18 protein-coding genes and 1 tRNA gene are annotated in these 16,830 nt (G+C 67.3%); 6 read left to right on the forward strand and 13 right to left on the reverse strand.

Annotation, left to right across the window (positions count from 1 at the left end; all coding sequences use genetic code 11):
• Positions 1-206 precede the first annotated feature (206 nt).
• Both JIN95_RS05635 and JIN95_RS05640 read left to right on the forward strand, forming a co-directional pair.
• Positions 207-1,772 (forward strand): sulfatase, encoded by a 1,566-nt coding sequence (locus JIN95_RS05635; protein WP_200530760.1) that lies wholly within the window; start codon positions 207-209, stop codon positions 1,770-1,772.
• Positions 1,772-2,194 carry a GtrA family protein gene (locus JIN95_RS05640; RefSeq protein WP_095637122.1) on the forward strand — a complete coding sequence of 141 codons (423 nt, stop codon included), beginning with the start codon at positions 1,772-1,774 and terminating at the stop codon, positions 2,192-2,194. Before JIN95_RS05635 ends, JIN95_RS05640 begins: the two co-directional genes overlap by 1 nt.
• 48 nt (positions 2,195-2,242) lie before the next feature.
• Here the strand turns inward: JIN95_RS05640 and JIN95_RS05645 are convergent, their stop codons facing one another.
• From JIN95_RS05645 to JIN95_RS05705, 13 genes are all read right to left on the reverse strand, one after another.
• Positions 2,243-2,944 (reverse strand): TVP38/TMEM64 family protein, encoded by a 702-nt coding sequence (locus JIN95_RS05645; RefSeq protein WP_200530761.1) that lies wholly within the window; start codon positions 2,942-2,944, stop codon positions 2,243-2,245.
• Between the two features lie 201 nt (positions 2,945-3,145).
• Positions 3,146-3,538, reverse strand: a complete 393-nt coding sequence (locus tag JIN95_RS05650) for a hypothetical protein (protein WP_200530762.1) — start codon at positions 3,536-3,538, stop codon at positions 3,146-3,148.
• Between the two features lie 2 nt (positions 3,539-3,540).
• Positions 3,541-4,365 (reverse strand): IS5 family transposase, encoded by an 825-nt coding sequence (locus JIN95_RS05655; protein ID WP_050034033.1) that lies wholly within the window; start codon positions 4,363-4,365, stop codon positions 3,541-3,543.
• Entirely contained in the window at positions 4,320-5,036 is a 717-nt protein-coding gene (locus JIN95_RS05660; protein ID WP_200530763.1) for a hypothetical protein, read from the reverse strand. The genes JIN95_RS05655 and JIN95_RS05660 overlap by 46 nt, the downstream gene beginning before the upstream one ends.
• Positions 5,037-5,183: 147 nt before the next feature.
• Entirely contained in the window at positions 5,184-6,554 is a 1,371-nt protein-coding gene (locus JIN95_RS05665) for a PQQ-binding-like beta-propeller repeat protein (RefSeq protein ID WP_200532109.1), read from the reverse strand.
• Positions 6,555-7,084: 530 nt separating this feature from the next.
• Positions 7,085-7,157 (reverse strand) — tRNA-Pro (locus tag JIN95_RS05670).
• Positions 7,158-7,250: 93 nt separating this feature from the next.
• Entirely contained in the window at positions 7,251-7,718 is a 468-nt protein-coding gene (locus tag JIN95_RS05675) for a CHY zinc finger protein (RefSeq protein ID WP_200530764.1), read from the reverse strand.
• Positions 7,699-8,337 carry a tRNA (pseudouridine(54)-N(1))-methyltransferase TrmY gene (gene trmY / locus JIN95_RS05680; protein ID WP_095637125.1) on the reverse strand — a complete coding sequence of 213 codons (639 nt, stop codon included), beginning with the start codon at positions 8,335-8,337 and terminating at the stop codon, positions 7,699-7,701. Before trmY ends, JIN95_RS05675 begins: the two co-directional genes overlap by 20 nt.
• A 234-nt stretch (positions 8,338-8,571) precedes the next feature.
• Positions 8,572-9,414 (reverse strand): orotidine-5'-phosphate decarboxylase, encoded by an 843-nt coding sequence (gene pyrF, locus JIN95_RS05685; protein WP_200530765.1) that lies wholly within the window; start codon positions 9,412-9,414, stop codon positions 8,572-8,574.
• A 50-nt stretch (positions 9,415-9,464) separates the two neighbouring features.
• Complete coding sequence (locus JIN95_RS05690; protein ID WP_321169252.1) at positions 9,465-10,226, reverse strand: methyltransferase domain-containing protein; 762 nt, start codon at positions 10,224-10,226, stop codon at positions 9,465-9,467.
• A complete protein-coding gene (locus JIN95_RS05695; protein ID WP_200530767.1) occupies positions 10,223-10,987 on the reverse strand; it encodes a hypothetical protein in 765 nt (254 codons plus the stop codon). The genes JIN95_RS05690 and JIN95_RS05695 overlap by 4 nt, the downstream gene beginning before the upstream one ends.
• 72 nt (positions 10,988-11,059) lie before the next feature.
• Positions 11,060-12,712 carry a succinic semialdehyde dehydrogenase gene (locus JIN95_RS05700; RefSeq protein WP_200530768.1) on the reverse strand — a complete coding sequence of 551 codons (1,653 nt, stop codon included), beginning with the start codon at positions 12,710-12,712 and terminating at the stop codon, positions 11,060-11,062.
• 155 nt (positions 12,713-12,867) lie between these two features.
• On the reverse strand, positions 12,868-13,887 hold the full coding sequence (locus JIN95_RS05705; protein WP_095637130.1) for an AI-2E family transporter: 1,020 nt from the start codon (positions 13,885-13,887) through the stop codon (positions 12,868-12,870).
• 152 nt (positions 13,888-14,039) lie between these two features.
• Here JIN95_RS05705 and JIN95_RS05710 point away from each other — a divergent pair, with 152 nt between their 5' ends.
• The 4 genes from JIN95_RS05710 (at position 14,040) to speB (ending at position 16,789) form a co-directional block, all read left to right on the forward strand.
• Positions 14,040-15,221, forward strand: coding sequence for an aminotransferase class I/II-fold pyridoxal phosphate-dependent enzyme (locus tag JIN95_RS05710; RefSeq protein WP_200530769.1), 1,182 nt, complete (start codon positions 14,040-14,042; stop codon positions 15,219-15,221).
• Between the two features lies 1 nt (position 15,222).
• Entirely contained in the window at positions 15,223-15,495 is a 273-nt protein-coding gene (locus JIN95_RS05715; RefSeq protein ID WP_095637132.1) for a hypothetical protein, read from the forward strand.
• 85 nt (positions 15,496-15,580) lie between these two features.
• Positions 15,581-15,958, forward strand: coding sequence for a translation initiation factor IF-5A (locus tag JIN95_RS05720; RefSeq protein WP_095637133.1), 378 nt, complete (start codon positions 15,581-15,583; stop codon positions 15,956-15,958).
• 6 nt (positions 15,959-15,964) lie between these two features.
• A complete protein-coding gene (gene speB / locus JIN95_RS05725) occupies positions 15,965-16,789 on the forward strand; it encodes an agmatinase (RefSeq protein ID WP_200530770.1) in 825 nt (274 codons plus the stop codon).
• The last annotated feature ends 41 nt before the right edge of the window (positions 16,790-16,830 follow it).

Genomic DNA, 16,830 nt, shown 5'->3' on the forward strand with positions numbered 1-16,830 from the left:
TCCCGGGAACCGAAATCCTCAAGCCGTTGGCAGACCGCTGTCGGGTATACTAGTGATTCTGACGGCCGGCCCGACGGGACGCGGGGTCAGCGACGGCCCCTCGGCTCGACGGACGAGCGCGTTCCGATCCCTCGGGGGGCGGGACCCGGCGCGCTCGGTCGGGCCGGCCCGCGGTTCGGCGGCGTCAGACCACACTCTCGCATAACATGGTATCGGACACGTCGACCTCGGACACAGCGGCATCGACCTCAGCGGCGTCGGATTCGGACGGATCGGATTCGACCGAATCGGACGCGAACGGCTCGGCCTCGACCGAATCGGGCGGAGCGGTATCCAACGTTCTCCTCGTCACGATCGACTCGCTCCGGGCGGACGCAATCGGCCCCTACGACGACGACCGACACTCGCCGGTGCTCTCGGAGCTGGCCGCCGACGGGACCGTCTTCGACCGCTCGTTCGCCACCGGCAACTGGACGCCCTTCTCGTTCCCCTCGATCCTCGCCTCCGAGCCCGTCTTCACGCGGAACGGCGACATCGGCGTGAAGGGCGCCCGAACGCTCGCGTCCGTGCTCTCCGAGGCCGGCATCGCGACCGGCGGCTTCAACGCCGCGAACGGCTTCCTCACCTCCCACTGGGGGTACCCCGAGGGGTTCGACGAGTTCGAACCGTTCGTCACCAGCGTCGGGTCGAGCCGCTACAGCCGGTACCTCGCGGCGCACCCGACGGTCGAGGCGTGGATCCAGCTTGCCACGTCGCCGTTCCGCCGGTTCGGCTCCAAGCTCCGCGGCGAGAGCGACGACCGGCCCTTCCTCGACGCGTCGCGGATGTTCGACGTGGAGGACGCCGCGACCGACTTCGTCGACGACACCGACGACCCGTTCTTCCTGTGGGTTCACTACATGGACACGCACACGCCGTACGTCCCCGCGCCGCGGTACATCCGCGAGGTCTCGGACGGGCTCGTCGGCACCCACCGGATGCTCCACGCCCACACGCGGACGAGCCTCGGCTGGGAGGTCGGCGAGCGCACGCTGCGCGAACTCCGGACCCTGTATCAGGCGACGGTGCGGCAGGTCGACGCCAGCGTCGGGCGCCTGCTCGACGAGCTCGAAGCGGCCGGGATCGCCGACGAGACCGCGATCGTCGTCGCCGGCGACCACGGCGAGGAGTTCCAGGAGCACGGCCACCTCGCGCACTACCCGAAGCTGTACGACGAGCTGATTCAGGTGCCCCTCATCGTGAACGTCCCCGGTGAGGACGGCGGCCGGCGCGTCTCCGAGCACGTCGGGCTCGACGCGATCCCGCCGACGGTCGCCGACCTGCTCGGCGTCGAGGCGCCCCCGGAGTGGCGCGGCGAGTCGCTCGCGCCGGCGGTCACCGGCGACGAGTCGCCCGATCAGGACCCGGTCGTCTCCGTCACCGTCCGCGGTGAAGAGGTGACCGAACAGCCGATTCCGCGGTCGCTGTCCGACGGCGACCTGCTCGTGAGCGTCCGCGACCACGAGTGGACGTACATCGAGAACGCGGACACGGGGGAGACGGAGCTGTACCACCGGCCCTCGGACCCGACCCAGCAGGACGACCTCTCCGGGGACCCGTCCGACGAGGCGCTCGCGGTCGTCGAGCGGTTCGCGCCCATCGCCGCCGAGCACGTCGCGGAGCTCCGCGACGTACAGGCGGACGCGGAGGAGGGCGGCGAGAACGGGAGCGACGAGGACGAGGCGGTCGACGAGGACCTCGAAGCCCGCCTCGAAGCGCTCGGTTACCGGTGATGCTCCGCGCCGTTCTCAGGGACCTCGCGTCCGGGCCGATCGCGGTCCAGATGCGCCGGTTCGTCGTCGTCGGGGCCACCACCGCCGCGATCCAGATGGGCCTGCTGTGGCTGTTCGTCGACACGGCCGGGCTGAACTACCTGATCGGCGCCACCATCGCGATCGAGATCACGATCGTCCTCTCGTACGTGCTCAACAACGCGTGGACCTTCCGCGCGAGACAGAACACAGGGACTTCAGCGTATCTCAGAGGGCTTCTCAAGACGAACCTCGTCCGCGGCACCGCCATCCCGATCCAGCTCGGGGTGCTGGCCGCGCTCGTCGAGTGGGCGGGGGTCATGTACCTCGTCGCCAACGCGGTCGCCATCTTCCTCAGCGGGCTCTACCGGTTCGTGCTCGACCACCAGTGGACGTGGGGGTGACCGGTCGGGGCCGCCGGCCGCCGCGGCCCGCGACGCTTCGACGACCGTTCAGAACGGAAGCCGCGGCTCCACGCGGGCGACGAGGTCCCTGACCGCCTCCCGTTTGTAGTAGCCGACCGCGGACGCGGCGACGACGACGAGGATGAGCGCGACCCCCGAGAGAACCCGCCCGCTCGCCAGCTCGCCGCCGGCGTAGACGGTGAACACGTACGCGGGCAGCCGACCGACGGCGATCACCGCGATGAAGGTCGGGAGCGACCACTTCGTGAGCCCGCTTAGAAAGCACACCGCGTCGTCGGGCAGCCCGGGGATGATCACGAACGCGAACAGCCCGGGGACCCCGACCGTCTCGACGAAGCCGTCGAACCGCGTTATCACGTCCTCGTGGAGCACGTCCTCGACGAACGAGCGACCGTACCGCTTCGCGAGCGAGAAGGCGACCGCGCTGCCGATGAGCACGCCCGTGAGGCTGTAGACGGTGCCCGCGACCGGCCCGAAGAGGTAGCCCGCGACGAGCGCGACGACCTGCCCGGGGATCGGTGCGACGACGACTTGGAGGGCCTGCACGGCGACGAACACAAGCGGGGCGAGGACGCCGAACTGCCGGAGCCACGCGCGCAGCGCCTCGGCGTCCGTGATGAAGCCCGCGTACTCACGAACGAGGAGGTAGAGGCCGACGAACGCGGCCGCAACGACGACGATCGCGAGAATTCCCCGCCGCCGGTCCGACGCCGAAGCGAAGAGTTGCATCCGTGTCACACGCGGCCAGCGGCGGACTTGAAAGTTGGCAACGTCGGTTTTGCGAATGGGATCACATCGATGACGACGACGAGTTGGCCGACACGCATCTTCGCGTCGACGAAACAGACGACACGTTCAGAGTCAATCCGGTTCAGTAGCCGGCTAGGACGCGATTCTTTTTCGAACCCCTGTGGCTAAAAATAGGTCTGATTACGTAGCTTGGTAGTCACATCTCTCAAGAGCAGCGTTGGCATCTTCAGCACGAGATTCGGCCGTGTCCCAGTCGGAATTCGAGGCCGCCTCTGACGCGGATACGTAATTATCGGCGGCATCTCTCAGCGCTTCAGCATAGCAAGTCAGCCCAATGAAGTCATCAATAAAATCGTCGGTCGCTGATTCCTCTCCCTCTTTTATCGTAGAAGCGGCTGATGAGAAGTGGTCTCTTGCACTCCGGAACTCATCTTCGGCATCACCATACTGTTCATTGTCGAATGACTCAGCGGCCGGAAGGAACTCACCAAATCCGCGAGCGAGATCTCGATACGTCCTAGTCATGTATTCAAGATCGGTATTGAGTGCCGTGTTGAATAGGTGCTGAGTCACGGTTAGAGTGGCTTACAGAGCGGTTCTATGTTGGAGATGGCGAACATAAGGACAATTTCACGGAACTGCCGATACCAGCCCAGCGCTCGCACGGCATCGCCGAGCGAGCGCTTCGTCGTCGAATATGAAGTCTCGGCCATCCAGCGCTGAGAGTAGCCTTTTGCCCGGATGAGCGCGTTGTGTCCTAGCGTCAACGGCTTTGACCCACGCTGTAAGATGAGTGGCTCGACGCCAAGCGCGTAGAATTCGTACTTCGTGACCCAGTTGTGGAAGGCTTTGTCAGCAGCCACGGACAGCAGGTCGTCCGCGTTCCGGCGGACGACCTGCGGCCCGGTCTTCGTATCATGTTTCCACCGGGCAGAGATATGTACGTCAAGAACGGCAAGCGACTCTCTATCGGTTAGTGTCGTGACTTTCAGCGTTTGGACGTTACTTCCCGACCGCTGGCGATAGTATGACGAGGCCGAGCGGCGGTCAAAGAACGTGCTGTCGAGTGCTGCGTGGCCAGACTGCGGGTGCTGCTGCGCTGAAACGCGCAGCAGCGCCCGCCACACCCACATTTTCAGCCGATCAAACGATTTGTAGATGGTGCTGTAATCCGGTAGATTGTCCCGATCTAAGTCGAGTACATCACGAATCTCAGCCATGTAGTCCAGCCGATTCGGCGTTTCGCGGTAGCTGTGGTCTTCTTCGAGCCGAAAACAGTGCAGGACGACGTGCTTCCAGCGGGCGAACCCGCCGCTGGCGGGCTCGCCCGCGTGTTTCCCCAACGCTTGTTTGACTAGGTGCCGACACTGCTCAACGAAGTCGAGGAGATCGACTTCCATGGACAGAATCGATTACCTCGGCTTCGCCCTTCTACACCGTGATATAAGCCGATTAGATCGCTATTCAACACGGCAGTATTGAGGGCACTGAACTCTTCTAACTGAGTTTCCATCTCAATCCGATCGATCTCACTGGAATCTGAGAATTCGCTGAAATCTATTTCATCGAGATTCTCTTGTGCAACCACCAATTCGTCGCTAGATTGATTTATGAGGTCGTTTGCCTCAACGAAAGACAATTCAGCATCGCTGTATCGCTCATTTTCTAGGTACGTAGCACCAGTCTGGAACTCGTCAAGACCATCAGCGAAACTACCGAAGGCATCGATGAATGACCGCATGAGGCTGACAACGCCTCGCATAGCCTCAATCCAATCTTCTTGATCAGCGCCTTCCTCTTCGGCATCATCTAGGTACGACTCGGCCTGATCGAGATGCGCCTGTATAGTCTCGTCCTGAAACGAAATCCGACTATCGACTTCGTCTATATCATCCAGTTCCGCCTCAAAAGCATCAAGAGCGTTTACTAGCTCTTCCTGTGCTGATTCGAGTAACTCGGTCTGATCCGAGGTGGAGGTATTTCCGTCTGAGGAGGGATCTTCATTATCCGAGGTACATCCAGCAAGTGGCACCACGGCTGAGGCGGCTACGAGGTACTGGCGTCTGTTCATGATTGATACTCATCAAAACTAACGGATGAGTCTTCTCCCTCCCGTCTCAGAACTAATATCGCGACTAATACTGAATCGATGAAATAACGAACCGAGCCGGATTCCCTCTGTGGGTTCAGCAGAGTAGAGCAGTCGGTTCTCTTTGTACTATTTCGATTTACCCAGCCGACGTGTGACGACATATGCTATGCTCGCGAGTGCAGCAACAACGACTCCGAGAGTGGTGAGAATCTGCTCGTTGAGCTGGCTAGCCGTATTGGATTCAACATCGCTGCTATTCGATCCGTCGGGTGGCGCCTCTTCTTCGGAAGTTGTTTGTGAAGCAGTCTGTGCCCATGTATGATGGTGGCCGAGTGTACCCAATTGAACCCGCGATCCAACACTCGATTCGGTGGTTCCCGTCGCAATCGCCTGTAGTGTGCCGGATCCAACCCCCCGAGTTCCAATGAAAACCGTTCCATCAACGACGGTTGGTGAAGAGTTCTCGATGCGCTCTACAGTCGCCTGCCAGCGTTCAGTACCGTTTGAAATCCCCACTGCGGCCACGGTTCCATCTTCGGCTGAAACAATCACGTGGTCATTAGTTACTGTTGGTGAATTGACGCTCGCTCCGAGGTTCACTTCCCAGTGTGTATCGCCGGTGGCAACGTCAAGTGCATACAGATAGTTGTCGTTGCTTCCGATATAGACCGTTCCGTCAGCACCAGTTGGTGTCGACCTAACCGACTCACCTGTTTCGAACTGCCATTGTTCTGTACCTTCGGTTACATTGATTCCGTAAACAATGCCCTCACTATCGCCGATCACAAGCGTGTCGTCGATGACAGTGGGGGACGCTGGGTTACCCCCTGTCTCGAACGACCATTGTTCAGACCCGGATTTCGCCTCGAGGGCATAAACAGTACCTTCCGACTTGGCGATATATACTGTCTCCCCCAGTACAACTGGTGAGGAGTTCACGTCACGCGAGTATTGATCTGTCACTTCCCAGATTATACTCCCATCTTCTGTATCGACACAGTAGATGCTTCCATTGCTGTTGCCAACGAGCACGCGATTATCTGCCACGGTCGGAGCAGATAAAAAATAGCCGTCCGCTTCAAATCTCCACTGCTCTGTTCCATCGGCGGCATCGAGCGCGTATAGATTGTTTGCTTCTTCGGCATCTCCACCCCCACACCCGATATACACCGTCCCGTCGACGACATTTGCTGACGCAGTTACGAAATCGCCTGCTGGAAACTGCCACTGTTCTGATCCACTTGCTGTGTCGACGGCGTACACGGTGCTTCCGTCTCGGCTTCCGAAAAACACTGTTTCATCGACGATTGTGGGAGAAGAGTTAACCCATCCCTCCGTAGTGAATTCCCATCGCTGTTCTCCAGCCTCTTGTTGTGCAGTTCCAGATTGGGCACCGACGCCGCTCACCACACCGGTTACAGCTAAGAATTTGAGTAATCCTCGCCGACTAACTGGATAGTCGATATTGTGTTGGTCATACCCGCTGGCATCAGTCATAGTGTCCTTAACATAACACGATAACTAAGAAATTTCGGCAGTTCCTCTGTCTGACCAAGAGAATTTAGCAGACTCCGGTGTCTGGAAAGGTGTGTGAACCCGGACGAAATTAGCCCTCTAGAGCGCTCTATTACCTCCAGATACTCCACTTTGCAGTACCTTTTGATTGGTTAACGAGATAATCGGACGTGCGATGGGCCCAAGGGACCACGACGAAGACGAAGCCGGAAAGAGAGTTTGACTCAGTCAGGCCGAAGCCGACCGCCTCGTTGAGAGGGCCGACGACACCGAGAAGCGGATTGCCTTCGAACTCGGTGCACCCGAGTCTTCCCAGAGCCGTAGCTCGGCGTTGTCGTTGAACAGGTCCCGATCTCGATCGTCCACCTCTCGACAACGGTCGCGACCGTGCAGTTGTCGTCGAGGTCGGCTTCCACATCCGTCTGGTGATCGACGCTCATTCCGCTACCCCTAGTCGGACGAAAACCCGCCGCTAACTGGCAGAGAATGGTGGAAAAAGGATATGTATCCTATGGGCCGGCACGAATTTGAATCGTGGTTACGGCCACCCGAAGGCCGAAGGATACCAAGCTACCCCACCGGCCCGCACTTGACAGAAGGCCGTTCGTTCTTTTAACCTTTCCGAAAGCCGGGGCGATCGGGGAACGCTCCCGCCCGGAGCCGCCCGCCCCGCCCGCATCACGACTCGAAGTATCGGTCCCGATGCGCCCGGCAGCCGGGGTTGAACGCGGCGTCACACCGGGGGCAGGCGTCGTCGGGCTGTGCCCGACTGCCAGTGGCGCGTTGCGCCTCACTGTCGTCGGACTGCGTCCGACTGCTAGAGGGACTCCGTCCCTCACTGTCCCCGTCGAGGTACTCGCGGGCGGAAAGCGTCGCGCCGCAGGCCCCGCACAGCACCGCGGGCTCGTCGAACCGGTCGCGGGGCCAGGGTTCGGCCGCGTGGTCGGTCGCGGCGTCGTGGCAGGCGTCGCAGGGGTAGTACGCCTCACAGCAGCCGAACCGGAGCGCGACCACGTCGACGGCGCTGTCCCAGTGGGCGCAGCGCGTCTCGGGGTCGACGGCGACGCCCCGGAGCGGGACCGCGAACCGGTCGTCGGTCGCGGGCGCGGTCGTCGTGCGCCGGTCGTCAGTAGGAGGCGTACCCATCGGTGTCGAGCCAGTTGTGGACGACGGAGACGGTGTGGTCGGCGTGGAGCCGCTTCGGCCCGACGCGCACGCGGCGGTCCGCGCGGTCCGCGAGCAGGTCGCGCTCGGCGGCGGCGAAGTCGTTGTGGTCGGAGAGCACGAACACGGGGTCGGTCGGCGGCGCGGCCTCGACGAGGGGGTCGCCCTCCTCGTGGAGCTGGACGAGGGTCGGGTCGTCGCCGGCAGATCCGCCGGACCCGCCCGAAGCGCCGGACCCGTCGAGCAGCCGGTCGAGCGTCGCGTCGAGCCCCATCCGGCGGAGCTCGACACCGGGCGACACGTCGGCGGGCATGTGCCCGATGGCGTCGTCTTGCGCGTCGAGCGCGTCGCGGATCCGGGCGGCGACGTTGCGCTCGTCGGGGTGGAGGTGCCGGAGGCTGTCCGCGTCGAAGGTGACCGTGAACTCGTCGGCAGCGACGAGGTGGACCCGGACCGCCTCGCGGATCCCGTGCGAGAGGAAGACGCCGGCGCTCACACACCGACAGAGGAGGTCGAGCCTGCCCGCCCCGGGGATGTCCGACAGCGAGATCGCGTCCGGATCGGTGGGCACGTCGTGGCCGATGACGACGAACTGGCGCATACGCGGGGGTCGACCCCGAGGCTCATAAGCGACCCGACCGGAGGGGACCCCATGAGCGTCACCGGGATCTGCCAGGTGTGCGAGGCGGCGCCGGCGCGGCACGCGTGCCCGCGGTGCGGCCGCGCGGTCTGCGAGGACCACTGGAACGACGCCGCCGGGGCCTGTACGGCGTGCACCCAGGGACGCCAGCAGTGAGACGGCCCCGCGCCCGCGGTTCGACCAGCCGTCGACGCCCTACCGATGCCGGTTCAGCCGCTTTTTGAGGCGCTTGGCGGCGTCGCCCGCGGCGCCGAAGTAGGTCGCCTCGTCGCCTGGTCGGCTCGACTCCTCGCCGGCGAAGATGATCCCGCGCGAGGAGTTGACGAGCCCGACGTCGACGGCGGCGTCAGGGCGCTCCGCGAGCCCGTGCTCGACCGCGGCCTCCGCGTCGCCGCCCTGCGCGCCGACGCCGGGGACGAGGAAGGGGATCTCGGGGACGATCTCGCGGACCTCGGCCAGCTCCTCGGGCGCGGTCGCGCCCACGACGAGCCCGACGTTGTCGTTCCCGTTCCACACGTCCGCGAGCGCCGCGACCCGCTCGTAGAGCGGGTCGCCGGAGGCGAGTTCGAGGTCCTGCAGGTCGCTCCCGCCCGGGTTGGAGGTGCGACAGAGGACGAACACGCCACTCTCTTCGCGGTCGAGGAACGGCTGGAGGGAGTCACGACCGAGGTACGGGTTCACCGTGATCGCGTCGGCGCCGAGCCCGTCGTCGTCGAGCGCCCCGGCGTAGCGTCGGGTCGTGTTGCCGATGTCGGCGCGCTTGGCGTCCAAGAGGACCGGCACGCCCTTGCCGTGGGCGTAGGCGATCGTCTCCTCGAGCGCGCGCCAGCCGTCGGCGTCCTCGTAGAAGGCCGCGTTCGGCTTGTAGCAGGCGGCGTGCTCGTGGGTCGCGTCGATGATCCGGCGGTTGAACGCCCACCGCGGAAGGTCGGCGTCGGCGACGAACTCGGGGAGCCGGCTCGGATCCGGGTCGAGCCCGACCGAGACGAGGCTGTCGGTCGACTCGATCCGGGCCGCGAGCGTCTCGAAGAAGCTCATGTGAGGGGGTGCGTCCGGGGGCGCGCTAAACGTTGCTGTTTCGCCCCACCTCACCGCCCTCGCTCGTCCGCGCGTCCGCGGCCGGCGTACGTCGCGATCGTCCCGAACAGGTACCGCTCCTCCGTCAGCGTCGCCGCGTTCTCCGCGAGCGCCCGCCGCGCGGCCGCCGTCCGCCGGTCGAGTCGGTCGAGGGGATCGCCCGCGTCCGCGTCGAACAGCCGTCCGTTCAGGCGGACGAACGCCGAGAGGGCGGCGTTCGCGGGGCGGCTCCCCCGCGGCGCGAAGGCGGCGACGACGACGCTGTCGGCCAGGTCACACCAGCCGCTCACGACCGCGTGCGGGTCCGAGAACAGCGACGTGACGAACGTCGCGAGGACGGCGTCGACCGCTCCCCCGTGGATCGGCGGGTCGGTGGCGTCGCCCCGCACGAACGCGACGTTCTCCCACCCCCGCCGGTCGGCCAGTCGCCGCGCCCGGTCGACCATCGCGCCGGTGACGTCGACGCCGACGACGCGTCCGGTCGGGCCCACGGCCTCGCGCAGCGCCGGGACGTTGACCCCCGGCCCGCAGCCGAACTCGACGACGGTGTCGCCCGGAGCGAGGTCGAGCGCCCGCACGCAGCCCGCACGCACGCCGCCGACCGAGGCGGTCGCCCGCGCGAACCAGTCGTAGACCCGCGCCCACGCGGCGTATCCGCGCTGGATCCGGTGTATCGGGTGCGCGTCCTCGTCCTCGTCCTCGGCGGTCGACGACGGCGTGCGGCCCCCCGATCCCCCCGGCGTCGACCGCGGCCGGCTCCGGTCCCGAGTCACGAGAGCGCCCCGAGCTCCGCGGGGGCGGTCTTCGGCCACCACAGCTCCGGGCCGTCGCGCGCGACCGTCGAGTAGCACCGCTCGCCGCTGTCGCAGTCCCGCGGGCGCTGGTAGTCGATCCCCCGTTCCGCGAGGTACGTCACGTACCCGTCGTCGACGCGGTCGAGCTTCTCGTGGCAGACCCACTTCTCGCCGTAGATCCGCGCCCCCACGTTTCGGTACGGACAGGTGAACGTCGTTCGCTCCGCGCCGGCCTCGCTGTCCGTGTCGTCGATGTCGACGCCGACCGACCGGTACGCGAGCCGGAGCCGTCGGACGATTCGCTCGGGAGAGGACGCGCCGAGGAAGAGCCCGTGCGCGAGGACGTAGCCGAAGCCGTGGAGCAGGCGCTCGACGCGGGTCAGGTCCTCGGGGTCGTCGGTGAGCATCGACCGGAGCGTCGCGTACCAGCCGGCGATCTCGGTCACGTCGTTGGCCGCCTCGTCGGCCCTCGCGAGCGCCCGTCGCTTCTCCGGGAGCGGCGCCGCGCCGTCTGAGAGCCGGAACGACGGCACCGCCTCGACGTGTTCGAGCACGTCCTCGCGGAGGATCTCGCGGTCGCCGTACGCTTCTGTCAGCTCCGCGAGCTCCGGGTACCACTCGCGCGTCAGCCTGCCGTACGTCCCGTCGAGGAGGTCGTCGACGCGGTCGGCGTCGTCGTCAAGCGTCGCAGGGAACGCGTCGACGACCCGCCGGAGTTTGGTGGGATCCGGTCCTGCCATGGGTCGACGTGGCAGGCCACGGGCTTGAATCCGGAGGTCCCCCGGCGACTTCCGCCTTCACGACGACCAGCGCTACCGCAGCCCGGCCCGCTCTTTCAGCCGGCGCGCGCCGCGGCGCGCCCGCCGCCCGACCGAGAGCGCCGCGAACGCGCCGCGGACGAACCAGTCGGTCGGGAGTCGGTCCGGAAACCCGAGGGGCCCGACCCGCGAGACGCCGATCGTCCGCGACTCGACGTACCGCCGGATCCCCTCGGGGCCGTGACGGCGGCCCAGCCCGGAGTCGCCGAAGCCCCCCATCGGCGCGTCCGCGGCGCCCCACGTCGCGAGGAAGGCGTCGTTGACGTTGACGGTGCCGCAGTCGATCTCGCGGGCGAGGGCGGCGCCCCGGTCGCGGTCCCGCGTCCACACGCTCGCGTTGAGCCCGTACGGCGAGTCGTTCGCGGCCGCGACCGCGGCGTCGGCGTCGGGCACGGGCGCCACGGCGACCACCGGCCCGAACGTCTCCTCGCACGCGACGGTCGCGTCGGGGTCCACGCCGGTCAGAATCGTCGGCTCGTAGCAGTAGGGCCCCGCGTCGGGGCGGGCCCGGCCCCCCGTCAGCACGGTCGCGCCGCGCTCGCGGGCGTCGGCGACGTGACTCTCAACCCGATCGAGCTGGGCGGCGTCGACGAGCGAGCCCACCTCGGCGTCGTAGTCGTACCCGGTCCCGAGGGTGAGCCGTTCCGTCTCGCGGACGAACGCGTCGAGGAACGCGTCGTACGTCGGCTCCGCGACGTAGATCCGCTCCGCCGACAGGCAGAGCTGTCCCGCGTTCGAGAAGCAGGCCTGGACCGCGCCCCGCGCCGCCTCGTCGACGTCGGCGTCGTCGAGGACGACGAGCGGGTTGTTGCCGCCGAGCTCCAGCGAGCAGTCGACGAGGTTCCGCCGCGCGCGCTCGGCCACGGCGCGGCCGGTCTCGGTGCTCCCGGTGAACGCGACGTGGTCGACCGCGTCGATCAGGGCGGGACCGACCGTCGGCCCCTCGCCCGTGACGACCTGAAACAGCCCGTCGGGGAGCCCGGCGACCTCCAGCAGTTCGCCGAGCGCGAGCGCGCCGTACGGAGTCTTCTCGTCGGGCTTGAGGACCACCGCGTTGCCCGCGGCGAGCGCGGGGAGCGCGTCCGCCATCGACAGCGTCAGCGGGTAGTTCCACGGCGAGATTACGCCGACGACGCCGACCGGCTCGTAGGTGACGGTCGCCGTCGAGATCCCGGGCGCGACGGCGGCCCGCCGCTCGTCCGCGAGGGCGCCGGGCGCGCGCTCGGCGAGGTAGCCGCACCCCGTCGGCACGTCGAACAGCTCCTCGACCGCGGTCCGGCGCGACTTCCCGGTCTCGACTTGGAGGAGATCGAGCAGCTCCCCGCGGCGGTCGAGCACGAGGTCGCCGAACCGGTCGAGCACGGCCGCGCGCTCCGACGCGGGCGTCGCCGCCCACTCGTCCTGCGCCTCGCGGGCGCGCTCGACCGCCGCGTCGACGTCGTCCGCGTCGCAGGCCGGCACCGAGCCGATCCGCTCGGCGGTCGCCGGAGCGAACACCTCGAGGGCGCCGCCGTCGGCCGAGCCGGTCCGGTCACCGCCGCCGTCAGCGGGACTCGCGCATGCCACGCGGCCGGCGAGGTCGTCGAGCCGTCGGGCCGCGAGGGTCGGGGCGTCGGCGAGCGCCGCGGGGGGATCGGGCGAAGACATCTGACACCGATCGAACGGTCGGGCGAGGGAAAGCTGTGCCGGCGGATCGGGCGGGTCGAACGAGTGAAAGCTGTGCCGGCGGATCGGGCGGGTCGAACGAGTGAAAGCCGTGCCGGCGGATCGGGCGGGTCGGGGAGCCAGCCGGGAAGGGTCAGTCACTCCTCCGCGTTCCCTGCGCCCCCGAGGGAGTCCGCCGGTGCGCCGCGCTCGGTGAGCATGTCGATCACCTCGAGCAGCAGCGACACGACGAGGGGGCCGACGATGAGCCCGACCGCGCCGAGCGTGAGGACGCCGCCGACGAACCCGACGAAGTAGAGCCCCGGAGAGATCCGGCCGGCCCAGTCGGCGAGCTGCGTCCGGATCACCGCGTCGGGAACGAAGGAGACGACGACGATCCCGAGCACGAACACGGCGATCGCCCGTCCGGTCTCCTGGGCCAAGAGGTCGCCCGCGGTCAGCGCGACGACGAGCACGCTCGGACCGACGACGGGTATGAACTGGAGGACCCCGGCGATGACCGCCAGCAGAGCCGGCGAGTCGTACCCGAGGAGCGCGAACAGCGCGAACGCGAGGCCGAACGTCCCCGCCGCCGTCGCCGCCTGCAGGACGTAGATCGAGTACAGCGTCTCCCGCGTCCGCTCGTGGAGCCGCGTCGGGATGTCTTGGTACTCGGCGGGCACCACGCCGAAGACGGCGGTTTCGACCGCCCTCGGTCGGTAGAGGATCCCGTACACGAGGAACGTGAAGACGACGAGCTCCAAGACGAGCCGCGGCGCCGCGGCCGCGACCCCGATCGCGACTTGGCGGATCCACACCTCGGCGGCCGCGACGTACGGCACCGTCTCGAGGGCGAATTCGAACTCGCCCACGCTGATCGGGACGACGTCGGGGATCTGTCCGAGTATCTCGATCAGCGCCGCTCGCCGCCGATACAGCACGTAAAACAGCGGAACCACGAGGAGCACGGCGGCGACGAAGGCGACGACGGTGGCGGCGACGCACGCGATCCGGCGGGACACCCCCCGTCCGACGAGCCGCTGACGAACCGGGTACAGGACGTACGCGACGGTGACCGCGAAGACGACGGTCCGCAACACCTCCGCCAGCACGACCGCCGCGAGCGCGGCCAGCGCGACGAGCAACGCGCCCAGCAGCCGTCCCCGGTTGAGGATCATGGTCGGGCCTCACGTCCGCCGGTAAAAGTCGTTGCGGGTGCGGTGGGCGCCTCCGGGTCTCCGTACGCCTCCACCCCCGCGAGGGCGCAGCGCCGGCGTCGGCCGCCGCTGGGGACCGTAGCACCTAACCTCGCGCCCGCCCGAGCAGGGGTATGCGCATCGACCCGTTCGGCCTCGAACGCTGGTTCGCGGAGTACGAGCACGAGGCCGACATCATGCTGGCCGAGAGCGGGATCCGGTCGCTGGGCGCGGACCGGTTCGACCTCGATCCGGGGAAGCTCGGCTACGTCATCCCGACGAACGGCGACCCCGAGTTCCGCGCGTCGGTCGGCGACCGGTACGGCCGGAGCGCCGACGAGGTGCTGTTCACCTGCGGGACGCAGGAGGCGAACTTCCTCGCGTTCCTCTCGCTTCTGGGCGACGAGGGCGCCGTTGACGGCGGATCGGAAGCCGGGGGCGACGGGGTCGACGGGGAGGACCCCGACGGCGAGGGAGTCGGCTCCGGCACCCACGCCGTCGTCGTCACGCCGACGTATCAGGCCCTGCACGCCGTCCCCGAGGCCTTCGGCGAGGTGACTCGCGTCGAGCTGGAACCCCCCGAGTGGGAGTTGGACCCGGACGCGGTCGCCGACGCCGCCCGCGACGACACCGCCGTGATCGTCGTGAACAACCCGAACAACCCCACCGGCCGGTACCACGACGAGGCGGCGATGCGGGCGGTCTACGACGTGGCGGTCGACCGCGACGCGTACCTCCTCGCGGACGAGGTGTACCGCCTGCTGGCCGAGGCGCCCCAGCCGCCGGTCGCCAGCTTCGGCTCGCACGGGATCTCGACGACGAGCCTCACCAAGGCGTACGGGCTCGCCGGGCTCCGGTTCGGCTGGATCGCCGGCCCCGAGGCGGTCGTCGAGCGCGCGTGGCGCTGGAAGGACTACACCACCATCTCGCCGAGCCTGTTCGGCCAGCACGTCGCGAAGCAGGCGCTCGGCCGGCGCGAGCCGAGGATCTTGGAGGAGAACCGCGAGCTCGCGGAGACGAACCGCGCGATCGTGGCCGACTGGCTCGACCGCCACGGCCTCGACTGGTACGACCCGGTCGGCGTCAACGGGTTCGTCACGGTCCCCGACGGGTTCGACGACGCCGAATCGTTCTGTCGGACCGTCGTCGAGGCGGAGAGCGTCGTGCTCGCGCCCGGCGGGCTGTTCGGCTTCCCGAACCGGTTCCGGATCGGGTTCGGGCTCCCGACCGAGGAGCTGGAGGAGGGACTCGACCGCGTGAGCCGCGTCATCGAGGGCGAGCGTGCGGACGAGATCGGCGCGGAGGGGGGTGCCTGAGATGGGCTTTTTCAGCGAGATCAAAGAGGACGTGGTCGGGTTCGTCCGCGACCCGACCGACGAGCAGAAGGCGCTGTTCGTCGCGGTCGTCGTCATGGCGATCGCCGACCGCGCGCTCTGGTGGATCGACTTCCCGTTCGTCGTCCGGACCACCGCCGCGGTCGGGATCGGCTTCCTCGGCCTGTTCGTCGCCAGCTACCTCCTCACCGGTCAGTTCGTCCCGCCGGACGGCGACGCCGACGAGGAGGAGTACGTCGACGAGATGGACCCGTAGGGAGCCGCCGCCCGAGTCGGTCATCGTCCGCCCCGCACAACGCCGTTCCAAACCGTTTATACCCGCGCCGGGGAAAGTAGCGCCCATGCCGCGAGAGCAGAAGCAGGTTCGCGAACTGCAGGAGGGAAGCTACGTCATGATGGACGACACTCCCTGTAAGATCAACCACTACAGCACAGCGAAGCCGGGGAAACACGGGAGCGCGAAGGCGCGCGTCGAGGGCAAGGGCGTCTTCGACGACAGGAAGCGCTCGCTCTCGCAGCCGGTCGACGCCAAGGTCTGGGTCCCGATAATCGAGCGCAAGCAGGGACAGGTCGTCAACGTCAACGACGACGAGGTCCAGGTGATGGACCTGGACACCTACGACACGTTCACGATGCGCATCCCCGAGGGCGAGGACTTCACCTCGGACGACAACATCGAGTACCTCGACTACGAGGGCCAACGGAAGATCGTCGGGTAATCGGCGATGTTCCCCGGGGCGACGACCGACCGCGAAGCTGCTTCCTACGTGGTCGTCGGCGCCCCGCTCGATGCCACGACCACTTTTCGGCCGGGGACTCGGTTCGGACCGGACCGAGTCCGCCGGTTCGCCGAGACGTACGACGACTACGACCGCAGGACCGATAGCCGCTTCTCCGCGCTCGGCGTCGCCGACGCCGGGGACGTACGCCCGTGGGACGACGCGGAAGCGTACCTCGATCACCTCGCCGCCGAACTGCGGAGCGTCACCTACGACGACGCGGTCCCCCTGCTCCTCGGCGGCGAACACACGGTCACGTACGCGGGCGTCGACGCGGTCGACCCCGACCTCCTCGTCGTCTGCGACGCGCATCTCGACTTACGCGAGGCGTACGACGGGACCCCGTGGAACCACGCCTGCGTCACGCGCCGGTGTCTCGACGACCTCGGCGTCGACCGCGCCGTGATCGTCGGCGCGCGCACCGGCTCCGAGGCGGAGTGGGACCGGGCCGACGGCCCCGACGTGACGGTCGTCCCGCCGGCGGACGCCCGAGCGTGGATCGACGCGCTCGCCGACGACGGCGTCTCCGAGGAGTCCGTCTACTGCTCGGTCGATATCGACGCCCTCGATCCCGCGTACGCCCCCGGAACGGGCACGCCGGAGCCGTTCGGACTCGACCCCCGAGAGGTCCGAGACCTCGTCCGGGCCGTCGCGCCGAGCGCCGACGGGTTCGACGTCGTCGAGGTGAACGACCGCGACGACGGACAGGCGGCCGCGCTGGCCGGAAAGCTGCTGCGGGAGTTCGTCTTCGCCCACGGCGACGGGCGGTAGCCCGGCCGCCGAAATCGGCGCGGCGCGACCGCGGCGGACTC

Source organism: Halorubrum sp. LN27, assembly GCF_016635065.1.
GTDB lineage: Archaea > Halobacteriota > Halobacteria > Halobacteriales > Haloferacaceae > Halorubrum > Halorubrum salipaludis.